Origin of the sequence: Thalassospira sp. HF15 (genome assembly GCF_011806525.1) — a bacterium.
In the GTDB taxonomy this organism is placed as follows: Bacteria; Pseudomonadota; Alphaproteobacteria; order Rhodospirillales; family Thalassospiraceae; genus Thalassospira.
The window spans coordinates 236,373-251,900 of sequence record NZ_JAAVKI010000004.1; the positions used below are offsets into that span (position 1 = coordinate 236,373).

The following is a 15,528-nucleotide window of genomic DNA, read 5'->3' on the forward strand; positions in this document are numbered from 1 at the left end:
GGGGTCATAATCTTTGCGCATTCTGCTGCTGTGATGGGGGCGATCAATGCCACCACCGCCACGGAACACAGATATGATAACGCGCAAAATCCCCGGACTTCTCGTCGCCTCTGCCCTTCTGGCTGCTCTTGCCAGTCCTGCGATGGCTGATTCCGATCCCTACAAAGCCGATATGCAAACCGGCGAAAAGTCCTGGCGGGCGCAAAAATGCGCGGTCTATCAGGAAACCCGGGCTGAAATGCTTGAAACCGTCCCGCGCGCCGCGCTCAGCCCCGAATTTGCCAAGGCCGAAGAAGACTATATCGCAAATGGCTGCTCTGGCCGGGCCTATGCCTGCCCGAAATCAAAGACAGAACTCGACTACGCCAACAAGATGTCGTTTGCGATGATGAGCCACGGGCTGTCGGGCACCTTCCTGCCCTATGGTTGCAAATCCAGCATCCAATAACCCCGTTTTCAATAAGCCCTTGGGATCAAACACTAAGCCCCAAAAATGTGAAGTCGGTCAAACGTCTGATATCAAGGGTCAGAACTCGTTCACATAATCGTCCCGGTCTTCCGGATTTGTGCGGATATGCGGAGCGAAACCGCAGAAAGATCGATATCTTTCAAGGGTTTGCGACAAAATAGCCCGTGCAAATCCGGGAGATCCGAAGGACAACTGATATGAGAGAAAGCCTCTGCGTCAAGCCCCTTGACCGGGAAACACCCCGCTCTGCGGGCTTTTCCTTGCTTTTTCTCTCATATCAGTTGCCGGGGCGGTTATGTGAACGAGTTCTGACCCTTAGGTTAATCTGCATCTTGCACTGCATCAACTTCGTGGATATACATTGGAAAAATCCCAATGCGCAGGAGGCAAATTTGCAGGGTAACGACTACGAACTCACCGAAACCCACGTCAGCATTTATCACGGCTACACCAACTTCGTGAAATGGGGCACCATCTCCATCATTGCGTTGCTGGTCCTGATGGCGATCTTCCTTCTGTGATCTGCCAATCGGCATTGATCCGATAGCTCACAAGCGCAAAAGCTGCCGTTCACCGGCAGCTTTTTTTGTGCTCAAAGCGTGTCTGTCTCATAACGAATGACATTGAATCCCTCCTCCGCGCCGGGCGGGACAAAGGCCGCATTGATCTGATGGAACTGCGCATCACTGGCCGCGAACTGATGGGTTCCGGCCCGGTTGCGCACCCGAAGGCGGTTGATACAGACATCATCTTGCTGGTCGAGATAATGCAAAACATGATCCGCCCCGGCATCCTCAAGGATCCCGCGCATCCAGCCCCGCAAACCAACCGTATTGGCCGGAAAGTCCAGCACCACCGAAATCCCCGCACGCAGCAGCATCGCCACGTGCGGCCCCATCACGCCGCGCAACCTGTCTGATACCCGGACATAATCGGCAACCGATCGCATCTGATCGCCAAACAGGGTCGACAGCCATTCATCCTCGGCAATCAAAACCGTGCCGGGTTTGCGCGCCAGTTCGGCGGCAAGGGTTGATTTTCCCGCGGCAATCTTGCCACACAGCATATGAAGCGTACCGGTCTTTGTCCCGTTTTGCGGCATCAAAACCCGGTCGGTTTGGTTTAACTCTGATAAGGGCTTGGTCATCTCTGTCTCCCGTAATGTGCGAACTTGGTCTGGCCGGGAGACAGCCATAAAAAAACCCGCCTCGCCGGCGAGTGGGTCTCATTTGGTCAAAACGTCGCTACCCCGCCACTCTATGAGAGGCGGTAAAAATAACGGTACTCATCTGTGCAACGACGTTTTCCATCCCCAAACCATGCCACGCACGTGCCTGCTTGTCCAGCGTCAGGACACGGCATGACGCCGCATATCGCATCGCACAATCGGATAAATCAATAATTCTTATTCACCCATAAGTTATTTAGGGCTATCATTTTTGGGTCGCCTTGCGCGATATCCGGCCGACAAAAGCAAACAGATAACCGGCGCGGAAAATCATGATCCACAATCAGGGAGGAAACCCATGCAAGGAAGTGATTACGATACCGATCTTGTCGCCGTCCACGAAGAAGGCTGGCACCACTGGACCAAGTTCGTCCTCTGGAGCGTGATTTCGCTGGCTGTCTTTTTACTGTTGATGGCCGCATTCCTGATCGACTGATCGCGAGATCCCGGAAAATTCCCAAACAAAAAACGCCCCGCAATCTGCGGGGCGTTTTTGCATCCGGTTGGACCGGTATTTGTCTTTCGACGCTTAGCCGACGATTTCGGTCTGAGCGAAGAAGTATGCAATTTCGATTGCAGCATTTTCGAGCGAGTCCGAACCGTGGACCGAGTTCGCTTCGATGGATTCTGCAAACTGTTTGCGGATGGTGCCCTCATCGGCGTTCGCCGGGTTGGTTGCGCCCATTACTTCGCGGTATTTAACGACGGCATCTTCGCCTTCGAGAACCTGAACAACAACCGGGCCAGAGACCATGAAGTCTACCAGCTCGCCAAAGAACGAACGTTCTTTGTGAACTGCATAGAAACCTTCAGCCTGAGCGCGGGTCAAAGCGACGCGCTTCTGTGCGACAATGCGCAGGCCAGCTTCTTCGATGACGGCGTTGATTTTGCCAGTCAGGTTGCGGCGCGTTGCGTCCGGCTTGATGATCGAAAGAGTGCGTTCGACAGCCATTGGTTTCACCTAGCTTTGTAAAATTTCGTTACCCCCAAAGAAGGCTCCCAAGAAGCCCCCCGAGTACAAAGGGCCTGCGGAACATAAAGGAGCATACATAAGAACTCCCTTATGATCCACAGACCCGAAGGTTGGCGCTATATAAACGGGGTTGGATCGCAACGCAACACATAGTTCTACCGCCGCAAAGCAGACTTGCAGCCGTTGCATTCACCCGTTTCGCCTGCAAAACGCTGCCAAAAGGCATGAAACTGCGATTTAGGGCGGGTTTTGCCGATATCTGTCATCCAATTCACACTGAGAATGACAATTTGAAGAATCCTTGCGTCCAAGCCCCGCCTGCCCTATTGAAAGCACAGAAATCCTTGCGATTCCCCCGAAAACGTCCCGATAAGCGACACGATACCGGCGAAAGAGACCATGCTGCAAATTACCGACCTCACATACCGCATTGGCGGCCGTGTCATTCTTGACCAGGTATCGCTGACCATCCCGGACGGGCACAAGGTCGGCCTGATCGGCCGCAACGGGGCGGGGAAATCCACCCTTCTCAAACTGATCTCGGGCGATCTGGCCACCGATGGCGGCGACATTCGCCTGTCCAAGCGTGCGCGCATGGGCGTGGTATCGCAAGAAGCCCCGGCGGGCGCGCGTTCCCTGCTGGAAACGGTTCTGGCGGCGGACACCGAACGCGCTGACCTGCTGGCCGAGGCCGAAACAACCACCGACCCGCACCGCATTGCCGAGGTCCACACACGTCTGGCCGATATCGACGCCCACACGGCCGAGGCGCGCGCTGCCGCCATTCTGTCCGGCCTTGGTTTTGATGGCGATGCCCAACAACGCCCGTGCGATGATTTCTCGGGTGGCTGGCGCATGCGTGTGGCGCTGGCGGCGACCCTTTTCCTGCGCCCTGATTTGCTGCTGCTCGATGAGCCGACCAACCACCTTGATCTCGAAGCCACCATCTGGCTTGAAAACTATCTGATCAACTATCCCGGCACGATCATCCTGATCAGTCACGATCGCGATCTTCTGAACCGTGTGGTCAAATCGATTGCCCATCTGCATGACGGCACCGTCACCCTTTATGGCGGCAATTACGACAAATTCGCCAAGACCCGCCGCGAACAGATGGAACTTGCCTCCAAGCATTATGAAAAACAGATCGCCCAGCAAAAGCATCTGCAATCTTTCATCGACCGTTTCCGTGCGAAGGCCAGCAAGGCCAAGCAGGCGCAAAGCCGTGTCAAAATGCTCGAAAAAATGGGCCCGGCCATCCCGGTGGTCGAGGATCGCGGCATTTCCTTTGACTTCCCAAGCCCCAAGGAACTGCCACCACCGCTGATTAACATTCACGAAGGCGATGTCGGCTACGAAGAAGGCAAACCGGTCCTGCGCAATATCAGCCTGCGCATTGATATGGATGACCGCATCGCCCTTCTCGGTGCCAACGGCAATGGTAAATCCACACTGGCAAAGCTTCTGGCCAACCGGCTTACCCTGATGTCGGGTGAAAAGCATGCGTCAAACAAACTGCGCATCGGCTATTTTGCCCAGCACCAGACCGACGAACTGCGCGGTGATGAAACTCCCTATCAGCACATGGCGTCGCTTATGCCCGATGTCATCGAACACAAGGTCCGCGCCCAGCTTGGCCGTTTTGCCTTCGAAGGCCAGAAAGGCGACACCAAGGTCAAGGACCTTTCAGGCGGTGAAAAGGCTCGTTTGCTATTTGCGCTGATGACGCTTGATGCCCCGCATATGCTCATCCTCGATGAGCCGACCAACCACCTTGATATCGACAGCCGCGATGCGCTGAACCATGCGCTCAACGCCTACGAAGGGGCTGTGATCATCATCAGCCACGATCCCTACCTGATCGAAGCCTGTGCCGATCGTCTGGTGCTGGTCGCGGATGGCACGGTCAAATCCTTTGACGGCGACGTTGCCGAATACCGCCAGTACCTTCTTGATCGCGCGCGCATGGAACGCCGTGCCAACAAGAATGGCGGCGAAGAGGGCAACGGCAAACCCGCCAAACGCGACCGCAAGGCCGAACGCCAGCAGGCCGCCGAAAAGCGCAAAATAGCCGCCCCCATCAAGCGCGAAGTCGAAAAGCTTGAAAAACAGATGGAAAAGCTCTCAGAGCGCAAAGCCGGCATCGAAGAAAAAATGGCCGACCCGACCTTGTATGAAGATGCCAACGCCCAGAAACTCGCCGACATCCAAAAGGAACTCGGCCAGATCGAAAATGACCTCGCCATGATCGAACAAAAATGGCTCGACAAGCAGGAAGAATACGACGCGATGGTGGCGTGATCCGCCACCGCCCGCCTATTCCCCGCGCCTTTAAAGCCCATCATTCCCGCGCAAGCGGGAATCCATCTATGCCATGCGCGCCCGCCCGGTGACCTCTCCGGTTGCGGCATAACACCCCTTCCCGCCTGTCTGAAAATCCCAGATTTCCAAACCGCTCCTGACACCAGAATGTCAGGAGCCGTATGATTTTATCCCGCCGCAAACAACCCATGATTGACTCAGCTGATTTTTTCCTTCAATACTTAACCCCATGGTTAAGTATCAAGAAGCTGAACTGAACGACATTTTTTCCGCCCTCGCCGATCCGACGCGCCGCGCCCTGCTCGCACGGCTGGAGGAAGACGACGATGCGCTTTCGGTCAGTGAACTGGCAGCGCCGTTTGATGTGTCATTGCCTGCGGTGATGAAGCATCTCAATGTACTGTCAGGCGCCGGATTGATTGCCCGGCAAAAAACCGGGCGCACGGTGCGCGTGCGGCTGCAACCCGAAAAGATGGCGCACGCCATGGAATGGCTACGCCGCTATGAACGGTTCTGGACGGATCGGCTTGACCGCCTGGCCGCCTTTGTCGAGAACGCGGCACAAAACGAGACACCTACACATCCCGCGACCCCGCAGGATCAGGAGGACCGGTAATGCACCCGCAACAGCAAACCTCCCCGCATGATGAAAAACCAAGCCTGACCATCCGGCGGCGCATTGCCGCCCCGCCCGCAATGGTCTTTGCCGCCTGGACCGATCCGCAAAAACTGGCGCACTGGTGGGGACCGGGGGATTGCGAGATGATCGATGCCAATGTCGACGCCCGCGTCGGCGGCACTTTTCGCATCCGCTTCAAGGAACCCGGCCCGGATGGTGAAATCCACGATGTCAGTGGCACCTATGACGCAGTTGAAATTGACCAGAAGCTGTCCTTTAGCTGGCAATGGATCACCATGCCCGAACGCAAATCCCACGTCACCCTGACCCTGGCACCCGACGATGACGGCAAGGCCACCATCCTTGTCCTGCATCATGAACAATTCGCCGATGAAGCAGCACGTGACGGCCATCAAGGCGGCTGGAGCAGCGCGCTCGACAAGCTCGAAACCTTTTTCGCGCGGACCTCAAAAGGACGTTGACCGTAACCTTGGTTAAGGTCGGAGCTTTGTGAATGAAAACCGCAGCACCACCGCTGCACCATAGACTCCCGCCTGCGCGGGAGTGACGAGCATAAAGAACACCCCCGGTTCCGTCATGCCCGCGAAGGCGGGCATCCAGACAGCACCGCAAAACAACACAAAACAAAACTCAAGGCGGCCAACCATACGCTACCGCCAAGGAAAAACAGGAACAAGACATGAGCGTCCCAACCCGCTGCGACACCGCCCCGCAAGGCACCGACACCAAGGCCACCCGCCGCGAATGGATAGGCCTTCTGGTTCTGGCCCTGCCGTGCCTGTTGATTGCCATGGACATGACCGTCCTGCATCTTGCCGTGCCGCATCTGACCGCAAGCCTCAAACCGACCAGCGACCAGTTGCTGTGGATTGTGGATATCTATGGCTTTTTCATTGCCGGGTCGCTGATCACCATTGGCACGCTGGGCGACCGCATCGGGCGCCGTAAACTACTGATGATCGGGGCGGCATGTTTCGGGGCGGCATCGGTTCTGGCCGCCTTTGCCAATACATCGGAAATGCTGATTTTCGCACGTGGCGTTCTGGGTGTTGCCGGGGCAACATTGATGCCCTCTACCCTGTCGCTGATCCGCAACATGTTTCACAATGAAAAGGAACGCTCCTTTGCCATTGCCGCATGGATGACGACCTTCATGGTCGGGACTGCAACCGGGCCGTTGCTTGGCGGTCTGGTGTTAAGCTATTTCTGGTGGGGGGCGGTCTTCCTGCTCAATGTTCCGGTCATGGCGCTGCTGTTGCTGGCCGCACCGATGCTTTTGCCAGAACACCGGGCGGAAAAATTTGGCCGGATCGACCTGCCAAGTGCGGCCCTTTCGCTGGCCTCGATTCTAGCAATCATTTACGGGGTCAAGGTCGTTGCGGCCTACGGCTTTGGCGGTGAAGCACTTGGCGCCATCATGCTTGGCCTTTTGGGCACATGGGTTTTCATCCGACGTCAGCGAAAACTTGACGATCCCCTGCTTGATCTGGGTCTTTTGTACCGGCGGACGATCTCGGTTCCGATTGTCATTCAGACGGCCGTAATCTTTGTCGGGATGGCCTATTTCATGTTCCTGTCCCAGTCCCTGCAACTGGTGATCGGCCTTACGCCCATTCAGGCCGGCATGGCCATGCTGCCCGGCACCGTTTCGGGTATTGTCGGCTCCCTCGTGGCCCCGGTATTGCTGGGCCGGTTTCGCGCGGGCTCTGTGATGACCGGCGCCCTTGTCCTGACCGCGTTTGGCTTTGGCCTGCTGTCCTTTCCCGGTTCAGCCGGCAGTCTCTATATTCTTGCCACCGGGGCAGCGATCTTTTCACTGGGTATCACGCCGGTTGCGATGATCTGTACTGATATGGTGGTTACAGCCGCCCCGGCCGACCGGACCGGATCGGCGGCGGCGATGTCCGAAACCAGTGCCGAACTGGGCGGGGCCCTTGGCATTGCCGTTCTGGGCAGTGTCGGCACCGCAATCTATCGCGACGCTATGCATGATGCGCCCCTGCCCACCAATCTGAGCCTTGATGCCATTGATGCCCTGCGCAGCACATTGGGGGGTGCGGTCCACGCCCTAAACAGCACCGCAGACGCCCAGTCGAGCCTCGCACATGACGTCCTATTGCAGGCTCGCACGGCCTTTTCTGACAGCTTGCAGGTGATTTCAATCATCTGTGCGGTTCTGATGGTTCTGTCCGCAATCGGCACAGTGATCGTGTTGCGCGATGCCAAAGCCGACGCCGGACCCGATGCAGGGACCGATACTGGATCCGATGACGATCCGGGTGGCAACACTGTGATTGATCCGCCCCTGCAACCGGCGGCCTGTGTGGCCGGCCGCGTGGACTAGAAACTCTGGGGCCACGACGCCAGCCCCGGGGGAAACTCCCCACCCCAATCGGAAAGGATAACCAACATGACCCGTCCTGAAATCGTCTCCCGCGCCGAATGGCTCGAAGCCCGCAAGGCGCATCTGAAACGCGAAAAGGACCATATGCGTGCCTGGGACCGTCTGTGTGAAGAACGCCGTGCCCTGCCGTGGGTCCGGGTGGACAAGGACTATGTCTTTGAAACGCCCGATGGTGAAAAATCGCTGGCTGACCTGTTTGACGGTCGCAGTCAAATGATCGTCTATAACTTCATGTTCGGTCCCGGTTGGAAAGAAGGCTGTGACGGCTGTTCCTTCCTTGCCGATCACTTTGACGGAGCCAATCTGCATCTGCGCCATCATGACGTGACACTGATGGTGGTCTCGCGTGCCCCGCTGGCGGAATTCCTGCCCTTCAAGAAACGGATGAACTGGCATTTCCCCTGGGTGTCCTCACATGGCAGCGATTTCAATTATGATTTTGATGCCTCTTTCCGCCCCGATGATGTCGAAGCGGGCAAGGCGACATACAATTTCGCACCCTATAGCGGCAAGATGGAAGACTTGCACGGCATCAGCGTGTTTTACCACGATCCCGACACCAACGAGATTTTCCATACCTATTCATCTTACAGCCGTGGGGGCGATCCGCTGATCGGGACGCATGCCTTCCTTGATCTCACGCCCTTTGGCCGCAACGAAAACGGCACAATGGATTGGGTGAAGCTGCACGATCAGTATGAAGACCACAAAACAGCGGACGCATGCTGCCATTGATCGGTACAAACCCCGACAATCTATGCCCCATCGCTCTACGAAGACGCCAACGCGCAAAAACTGGCCGACATCCAAAAGGAACTCGGTCAGATCGAAAACGAACTGACCATGGTCGAACAGAAATGGCTCGACAAGCAGGAAGAATACGACGCGATGGTGGCCTGACACCCTCATCTCAATCTGATCAACACACAGGTCCGCAATCATGATTGCGGGCCTGTGTTGTTTCTGCCATTTGCCCAGCACTTCCTCACGGAACAAGCCCGTCGGCAACCAGTCATCAAGTCGCCCAAATTCACGCGCACTTTTTGATCGCCGGGGTAAAGGAATTCCACGCAGGAGATGGTCATGGTTGACAACATCTATGGAACCGACGGCAACGACGAGATTACCGGAACAGAACACGACGCAGGAAGAATATGACGCGATGGTGGCGTAAGCCGGGGAAAACCCGGCTTCTCAACCATTCAACCAATATCACCGGTTGCGCTCGAATGCCGCGCACCAAGGCATCAGCATCGGCCGTAAGTACTTGTGAACGTCACTTTTTTCGTTTAAAAAACATTGGATCACATCAACCGATGATTTAGTCCGGTTTCAAAGGGCGGGCGATTTCTTGTCATCATTTCTGGTTCTGCCTTTGACATGAAAGAACCCCGGATTGACAGCCCCGACACCGGTTCCGGTCTCAAATTTCGATACAGCAGAAATTGATCCACGCCACCGCTTTGATGCCTGGCAGGAAAATATCGGGATATTTTTCGATCTTTCGATGCCCGATGACGAAAAACCACCTGCGAATGTGGATGCCCGGATTGACGTTTGCGACCTCGGAGACGCCGTTTTTGGCGTAACCAGATCACAAACCCAGCGTTTTACCCGCAACAACCACCGAATCATTCAAGACAATATGGACCACATTCTGGTCCAGCTCTTTCTCAAGGGCGGCGGGGTCACCAGCGACAACCAGAACATTACCGCGGGCGACATGCTGATCATCGATCTTGATCAGCCCCATGACATGATCAACACCGACTTTGAAAATCTCACCCTTGTCCTGCCACGGGAATTGCGACCGGATATCTCCGACATGCTCGCCCCGCTGCACGGTTTGAAATTGTCTGCCGACAACCCGATGATACGCTTTATGGCGACCGGTTTCCTGAACCTGTGGGACAGCATTCCCGATATGACAACCCATCAGGCGGGCGGCGCCATGCAAGGCACGCTCAACCTGATGCAAGGATGCCTCAGGCGCGAAAGCATGATGCCCGATGCCGTCGACACGCCAACATCAATTGCCCTTGCAAAAGTCATATCACGCTATGTCGAGGCCAATCTTTCCGAAAACCTGACCCCGGCAAGCCTTGCGCAAACCTTCCGCATGTCACGATCACAGATATACCGTATTTTCGCCCCGCATGGCGGGGTGGCCAATTACCTGTGGGACCGCCGATTGCAACGCAGCCTGCAATTACTCTCGCAGCATCGTTACAGCCACAAAAATATCAGCACGATTGCCTTTGACTGCGGTTTTAACAGTGAATCCCATTTCAGTCGGGCTTTTCGCGCCAAATTCAAGATAACGCCACGTCAGGTCCGCGCCGATGCGCTGGCTGCCCGCAACCGGTATCAAGCCAACAACGAGGCCCCATCCACCTACGCAGCCGGTTTACCGAACTGGGTCCGACAGCTCTGACGACCAGGCCCAAGGCCATCTCCCCCTTGCCGCCATCCCTGCTCTAGAACCTGTATTCCAAACCGACAAAACCCGACGCCGTGCGTTCATCACTTGTCGCAAATCCCAGCTCGATATCGGCGACAAACGTCATCTGTCGATCAAGGTCATAGCGCAAATTCCCGCCAACATAACCGCCATGCGATGACGTCTCCCCGCTTCCCTGATACCGAACAAGCGGACCATTGCTCAGGCCGACATCAACGCTGTCACGCCCGAAATAGCTGTATTTCATCCCGCCGCGCAGTTCCATCTCGCCGACGCCATCCTCAAGATCCTGACGCGCGACCAACTGCAAACGGCCATTGATCACATCCACAGCATGCGCATCGACCCTGAGGTTCGAAGATGTCGTGCCGGTTTCGTCATATCCCTGGTAATAACCATAGGTGTAATTAACCTGGGCTGACGGGCGAAGCGCAATCCCGCCCCCGATATCAATCGACCGGATCACCGCCAGTGACGGGCTGACATAGACGCTGTTGTAATCGGATTGTGCGGTTTCCTCGCCAATCAGGTTATCAACCACAAGACGTCGATCCTGATGGCGCTGGTACCCGACAACCATGGTGCCATCAATCGCCCAGTCGCCAACCACATATTCACCATAGCCGCCAACAAAAAACCCGCTGCTGTCGCTTTCAAGCGATGCCTCGTCGGTTTTCATCCCGCCAACAGACACGCCACCAAACACACCGATACTGTGGTCATCAATCGGCTTTTCATATCCGCCAACCGCGCCGCCAACACGGCTGCGATACCCCAAATTCGCCCCGTCATCGCCGTGTGACAGATAACTGCCAAAAACCTGCCCCCAGACAAACGGCTTCTGCGGCGCATATAACATACCCGGTTCAAGGTCATTGGCTGCGACCACAACCGGTTGTGGTTTGTTTGATCGTGCCAGTTGCTGGCTCACCGCCTGATGAATGCCGACCGTCGTTATTCCAAGTGCCGCCCGGTTGGCCGCAATCCCCGTGGGGTCAACAATCACCACCGTCGATCCGCTTTGCAGGGCAATCCCGTCACCGCCCGCCGATGTATTCACCGTACCGGCATTGGCGATGGTCAGGGTCGATGACCGCGCCCCCGCAGATGTATCGATATTCACCGCATTTGTGCCTGCCCCAAGATCAATCGTCCCGACAATCGTCGCCCCCGGCTTGATGTTCAGGGTTTGATTGAGCGTTCCGGAAATCGCCTGGGTCGCCGCCCCGGTCGCAATCACCGTCCCGCTGACATTGATCGTCCCGTTGACTCCTTGGGAGAGGATCCCGAACGTTCCGGAACCTGAAACGGTGATGGACCCGCTCTTCGTAACCGTAATGGTGCTACCGTTGCCTGATACTAGAACTCCATGACCATCCTGGGTGGTAATCGTGCCGCTATTGACCAGTGTCGCATTGATACCTCCGGCTTCCATGCCACGCGCATTACTGCCGCTGGTCGTGATCGTGCCGCTATTGACAAGTGTCGCATTGATACCTGCGATGACCATGCCACCCGCATTACTGCCGCTGGTCGTGATCGTGCCGCTATTGATAGATGTCGCATTTGCCCCGGTATTGGACAGGCCGGTTGCATTTGTTCCGCTTGTCGTGATCGTCCCGCTATTTAAAAGCGTCGGATTGCTCCCGGTGCTTAGGATCCCGACACCACCGTTTCCGCTGGTCGTAATCGCGCCGCGATTGATAAGGGTGGAATTTGCGCCTTGGCCGTAAATCCCCCTGTCCGTAAATCCATCTGTTGATATTGTTCCATTATTGACAAGCCGGGCATTGGTCGCAGCGGCATCACCAAGCATGCCGCTTGCCCCGCCTCCTTCGGTCGAAATCGTGCCGTTATTGGTCGCCTGCACCGCATCACCACTGGCAGTGATAGCATTACCCGCTGTCACATTAAGAACCCCGCCCTGCTCCACCAATCCGGTTTCCCCGGCGGTCAGGGTTTTGGCAACCGTATCGGTGACACCGCTGGACACCGTAAATTCCGCGGCCTGCACCCGTATCCCAAAGATCGCCACACATAACAAGGTGATGACAACCACCCCGCCGCCGCGCCGCGCACCCGCCCGGAACAGCCCCCTGAACCCCTTCGACATTGATATCCCCTACCGGCACTTGATTGGTTTTGGGGAACAATACACGCCGCCTTGGCGTCTGTTTTGACTGACAGTCCCAAATCATTGGCACCAACGTCCCAGCCAGACCTGTCTGACACCAAAAAATACCTGCCAACCAAGAACGGACCGGCGACATCGAAATACGAAGGCTGGAACAACAGAAAAAATATGCGGGGATGGTGGTTTGATTTCAGGCAGCCGACTTTATTCCTCATACAATTTGATTTTGCATCAAAATCGCTCGCGACATAAAAAAATCCCGTGAAACGCGCGCCTCACGGGATTTTTCATTTCTTTTGAATAATCGGTCTAATTATTCAGAAATTTTGAAGACCGGCAGGACCGATCCTTCATACTTGGTGTCGATGAATTTGCGGACCGCATCATCGTGATAAGCTTCGACCAGCGTCTTGACCCACGGTTCGTCCTTGCGGGCGGTTTGGGTAACAATAACATTGGCATACGGGCTGTCATTGCCTTCGATCGCAATCGAATCCTTGATCGGGTTCAGACCGGCTTCGAGTGCGTAGTTGGTGTTGATCGCCGACGCATCGAGATCATCAAGCGACCGCGGAAGCTGTGCCGCGTCAAGCTCTACAAAGCTGATATCCTTGGGGTTTTCGATGATATCAAGCGGGCTGACAACCAGACCAGCTGCCGGATCAACCTTGATCAGACCCTGGGACTGCAGCACCAGCAACGCACGACCACCATTGGTCGGATCGTTCGGAATGCCGACTTCCGCACCTTCTGGCAGCTCATCCAGGCTTTTGATTTTGTTGGAATAAATGCCCATCGGGGTCAGGATGTTGTAGCCGACAACCGACAGGTCATAGCCACGGTCCTTGATCTGGTTATCAAGATACGGCTTGTGCTGGAAGCTGTTGGCATCCAGATCGCCATCATCAAGCGCCTGGTTGGGAATAACATAGTCCGAGAAGCTGACGATTTCGATGTCCAGCCCCTTGGTGGCCGCGACTTTCGCGACTTCTTCCATGACTTCTTCATGCGCACCCGGGGTGACGCCGATTTTGATTGTTTCATTGGCAAGTGCCTGACCGGTCAGGGCCGATGCCAGAACGGCCGCAGCCGTCAGTTTAAGCAGAAACCGCATTGTAAACTCCTTGATTTCATTTTGTTTTGTGCGGGAATTCGAACAATGTGAGCATTCCTCACATTCGTTTTTTTGGTGATTAGATGTTTCGTTTGTCGGCCTTGCGCGCCAGATAATCGCCAAAGCTTTGCACCGCCTGCACCACGACAATCAGCGTGATGACAACGGCTGCCATCACATCCGGGCGGAAGCGTTGATAGCCATAGCGAATGCCAAGGTCGCCAAGCCCACCGGCCCCCACCGCGCCGACCATCGCCGAATAACCAATCAGGGTGACCGCCGTCAGGGTCAGGCCATGAATGATGCCAGGCAGCGCTTCAGGCAGCAGAACCTTGGTCACGACCTGCACCGGGCGCGCGCCCATGGCCTGGGCCGCCTCGATCAGGCCACTATCGACCTCGCGGATCGCGCCTTCGATGATGCGGGCGATGAACGGAATGGCCGCCACGGTCAGCGGCACGATGGCCGCAGAAGTACCGATTGAGGTGCCGACAACAAAGCGGGTAAACGGAATAATCGCCACCGCCAGAATGATGAACGGCACCGAACGGGTCGCATTGACAATCGGGCCAAACACGCGCTGGAACCAGAGCGCCTCGAACAGCTCGCCGCGGCCGGAAGTTGCCAGCAAAACACCAAGCGGCAAGCCAAAGGCCGTCGCAATCGAAAGCGAGACGGCGACCATGTAAACGGTTTCCCAGGTCGCCTGCAGCAGAATGGGTGCAAGGGTTGAAAACATGACTTAGCCCTCCTGCCCGGCTGTTTGCGCAGATGCGGCACCGGTGTTGTTATTGCCCTCTGATCCGGCGCGGAAATCCATGAATTCATCGGCCAGAAGCGATTGGGTGGTGGCGTGTTTGGGATCGGCAAAAATGCCCTCAACACCACCTTCTTCAACGATCACGCCGCCATCCATCACCGCCACACGGTCACAGAGCGCCTTGACCACCGCCATTTCATGGGTGATCACCACCATGGTCAGACCAAGGCGTTTGTTGATGTCCTTAAGGAGCGTCAGGATCTGGCGGGTGGTTTCCGGATCAAGGGCGGATGTCACCTCGTCACACAGCAGAACCTTGGGGTTTGATGACAGCGCGCGGGCGATGCCAACACGCTGTTTCTGACCGCCGGACAATTCCGCCGGATAGCGATCACGCTTGTCTTCAAGCCCGACCAGCGGCAAAAGCGGATCAACCGCAGCCGCAATCTCGGCCTTGCTGGCGCCCGCCAGTTCAAGCGGCAGGGCGATATTGTCATAGACTGTCCGCGAAGACAGAAGATTGAAATGCTGAAACACCATGCCAAGCTGGCGGCGAAACAGCGGCAAGTCGCGCTTGGAAAGCCGGGTGACATCGGTGTCATCCACTGTCACTGTCCCCGATGTCGGGGTTTCCAACAGGTTGATGCAGCGGATCAGGGTCGATTTACCCGCGCCGGAGCGGCCAATAACGCCGACGATTTCGCCAGCGGCAATATCAAGATTGATGCCGCGCAGCGCGATATGTTCGTCGCTGCCGCGTCGGGCTGCATATGTTTTCTGGACGTTCGAGAGCCGGATCATGGATCCCAACCTTTCCGTAAATACAAAAAAACCGCCACGGCTTTACCGAGGCGGTCGTACATACGGAGCATATACGCCCTCTCGCTTTAGCCGCATTTTTAGCGCGCCCGCAAGCTGAGGAGCAAATCGGCGCGTTCAACACGTCCTGTCTATCTGACCGGATGTCATTGTTCAATGACGAACATCATGCATTTTACGCATGGCGCGTATGATTCCCGAAAA

14 protein-coding genes and 1 pseudogene are annotated in these 15,528 nt (G+C 56.0%); 9 read left to right on the forward strand and 6 right to left on the reverse strand.

All coding sequences use genetic code 11. The annotated features are described in order from the left end of the window. Positions 1-73 precede the first annotated feature (73 nt). Together HED22_RS10445 and HED22_RS19595 are read left to right on the forward strand one after the other, a co-directional pair. Positions 74-448 carry a hypothetical protein gene (locus HED22_RS10445; protein ID WP_167721879.1) on the forward strand — a complete coding sequence of 125 codons (375 nt, stop codon included), beginning with the start codon at positions 74-76 and terminating at the stop codon, positions 446-448. Between the two features lie 413 nt (positions 449-861). Then, positions 862-990 (forward strand): aa3-type cytochrome c oxidase subunit IV, encoded by a 129-nt coding sequence (locus HED22_RS19595; RefSeq protein WP_197145299.1) that lies wholly within the window; start codon positions 862-864, stop codon positions 988-990. Positions 991-1,061: 71 nt separating this feature from the next. Here the strand turns inward: HED22_RS19595 and HED22_RS10455 are convergent, their stop codons facing one another. Then, entirely contained in the window at positions 1,062-1,616 is a 555-nt protein-coding gene (locus HED22_RS10455; RefSeq protein ID WP_254869936.1) for an ATP-binding protein, read from the reverse strand. 379 nt (positions 1,617-1,995) lie between these two features. On the opposite strand from HED22_RS10455, the gene HED22_RS10460 reads away from it, so the two are divergent. Next, positions 1,996-2,133, forward strand: a complete 138-nt coding sequence (locus HED22_RS10460) for an aa3-type cytochrome c oxidase subunit IV (RefSeq protein ID WP_167721884.1) — start codon at positions 1,996-1,998, stop codon at positions 2,131-2,133. Between the two features lie 93 nt (positions 2,134-2,226). On the opposite strand, the gene ndk is transcribed toward HED22_RS10460, so the two are convergent. Next, positions 2,227-2,649 carry a nucleoside-diphosphate kinase gene (gene ndk, locus HED22_RS10465; protein ID WP_033067122.1) on the reverse strand — a complete coding sequence of 141 codons (423 nt, stop codon included), beginning with the start codon at positions 2,647-2,649 and terminating at the stop codon, positions 2,227-2,229. 420 nt (positions 2,650-3,069) lie between these two features. Here ndk and HED22_RS10470 point away from each other — a divergent pair, with 420 nt between their 5' ends. The 6 genes from HED22_RS10470 (at position 3,070) to HED22_RS10495 (ending at position 10,470) form a co-directional block, all read left to right on the forward strand. Beyond that, complete coding sequence (locus HED22_RS10470; RefSeq protein WP_167721886.1) at positions 3,070-4,971, forward strand: ABC-F family ATP-binding cassette domain-containing protein; 1,902 nt, start codon at positions 3,070-3,072, stop codon at positions 4,969-4,971. A gap of 250 nt (positions 4,972-5,221) precedes the next feature. Continuing rightward, positions 5,222-5,608 (forward strand): helix-turn-helix transcriptional regulator, encoded by a 387-nt coding sequence (locus tag HED22_RS10475; protein WP_167721888.1) that lies wholly within the window; start codon positions 5,222-5,224, stop codon positions 5,606-5,608. Continuing rightward, positions 5,608-6,093 carry an SRPBCC domain-containing protein gene (locus HED22_RS10480; protein ID WP_167721890.1) on the forward strand — a complete coding sequence of 162 codons (486 nt, stop codon included), beginning with the start codon at positions 5,608-5,610 and terminating at the stop codon, positions 6,091-6,093. Before HED22_RS10475 ends, HED22_RS10480 begins: the two co-directional genes overlap by 1 nt. Positions 6,094-6,311: 218 nt before the next feature. Continuing rightward, the gene (locus HED22_RS10485; RefSeq protein WP_167721892.1) at positions 6,312-7,976 is read left to right on the forward strand and encodes an MFS transporter; all 1,665 of its coding nucleotides are present in this window, start codon (positions 6,312-6,314) and stop codon (positions 7,974-7,976) included. Positions 7,977-8,042: 66 nt separating this feature from the next. Then, entirely contained in the window at positions 8,043-8,771 is a 729-nt protein-coding gene (locus tag HED22_RS10490; protein WP_167721894.1) for a thioredoxin family protein, read from the forward strand. A gap of 661 nt (positions 8,772-9,432) precedes the next feature. After that, a complete protein-coding gene (locus HED22_RS10495; protein ID WP_167721896.1) occupies positions 9,433-10,470 on the forward strand; it encodes a helix-turn-helix domain-containing protein in 1,038 nt (345 codons plus the stop codon). A 43-nt stretch (positions 10,471-10,513) separates the two neighbouring features. Here HED22_RS10495 and HED22_RS10500 read toward each other — a convergent pair whose 3' ends face one another. The 4 genes and pseudogenes from HED22_RS10500 to HED22_RS10515 form a co-directional block, all read right to left on the reverse strand. After that, complete coding sequence (locus tag HED22_RS10500) at positions 10,514-12,610, reverse strand: autotransporter outer membrane beta-barrel domain-containing protein (protein ID WP_167721899.1); 2,097 nt, start codon at positions 12,608-12,610, stop codon at positions 10,514-10,516. A gap of 334 nt (positions 12,611-12,944) precedes the next feature. After that, positions 12,945-13,745 (reverse strand): MetQ/NlpA family ABC transporter substrate-binding protein, encoded by an 801-nt coding sequence (locus HED22_RS10505; RefSeq protein ID WP_167721901.1) that lies wholly within the window; start codon positions 13,743-13,745, stop codon positions 12,945-12,947. Between the two features lie 79 nt (positions 13,746-13,824). Then, complete coding sequence (locus HED22_RS10510) at positions 13,825-14,484, reverse strand: methionine ABC transporter permease (protein WP_167721903.1); 660 nt, start codon at positions 14,482-14,484, stop codon at positions 13,825-13,827. A 99-nt stretch (positions 14,485-14,583) separates the two neighbouring features. After that, positions 14,584-15,306 (reverse strand): annotated as a pseudogene (locus HED22_RS10515) (methionine ABC transporter ATP-binding protein); the annotation flags it as partial. Positions 15,307-15,528: the final 222 nt, after the last annotated feature.

Bases quoted from the DNA above. Each gene is read 5' to 3' on its own strand.
- HED22_RS10490 (WP_167721894.1), top strand. From the start codon at position 8,043: ATGACCCGTCCTGAAATCGTCTCCCGCGCCGAATGGCTCGAAGCCCGC.
- HED22_RS10505 (WP_167721901.1), bottom strand. From the start codon at position 13,745: ATGCGGTTTCTGCTTAAACTGACGGCTGCGGCCGTTCTGGCATCGGCC.
- HED22_RS10475 (WP_167721888.1), top strand. From the start codon at position 5,222: ATGGTTAAGTATCAAGAAGCTGAACTGAACGACATTTTTTCCGCCCTC.
- HED22_RS10455 (WP_254869936.1), bottom strand. From the start codon at position 1,616: ATGACCAAGCCCTTATCAGAGTTAAACCAAACCGACCGGGTTTTGATG.
- HED22_RS10445 (WP_167721879.1), top strand. From the start codon at position 74: ATGATAACGCGCAAAATCCCCGGACTTCTCGTCGCCTCTGCCCTTCTG.
- HED22_RS10500 (WP_167721899.1), bottom strand. From the start codon at position 12,610: ATGTCGAAGGGGTTCAGGGGGCTGTTCCGGGCGGGTGCGCGGCGCGGC.
- HED22_RS10485 (WP_167721892.1), top strand. From the start codon at position 6,312: ATGAGCGTCCCAACCCGCTGCGACACCGCCCCGCAAGGCACCGACACC.
- ndk (WP_033067122.1), bottom strand. From the start codon at position 2,649: ATGGCTGTCGAACGCACTCTTTCGATCATCAAGCCGGACGCAACGCGC.
- HED22_RS10510 (WP_167721903.1), bottom strand. From the start codon at position 14,484: ATGTTTTCAACCCTTGCACCCATTCTGCTGCAGGCGACCTGGGAAACC.
- HED22_RS10470 (WP_167721886.1), top strand. From the start codon at position 3,070: ATGCTGCAAATTACCGACCTCACATACCGCATTGGCGGCCGTGTCATT.
- HED22_RS10460 (WP_167721884.1), top strand. From the start codon at position 1,996: ATGCAAGGAAGTGATTACGATACCGATCTTGTCGCCGTCCACGAAGAA.
- HED22_RS10480 (WP_167721890.1), top strand. From the start codon at position 5,608: ATGCACCCGCAACAGCAAACCTCCCCGCATGATGAAAAACCAAGCCTG.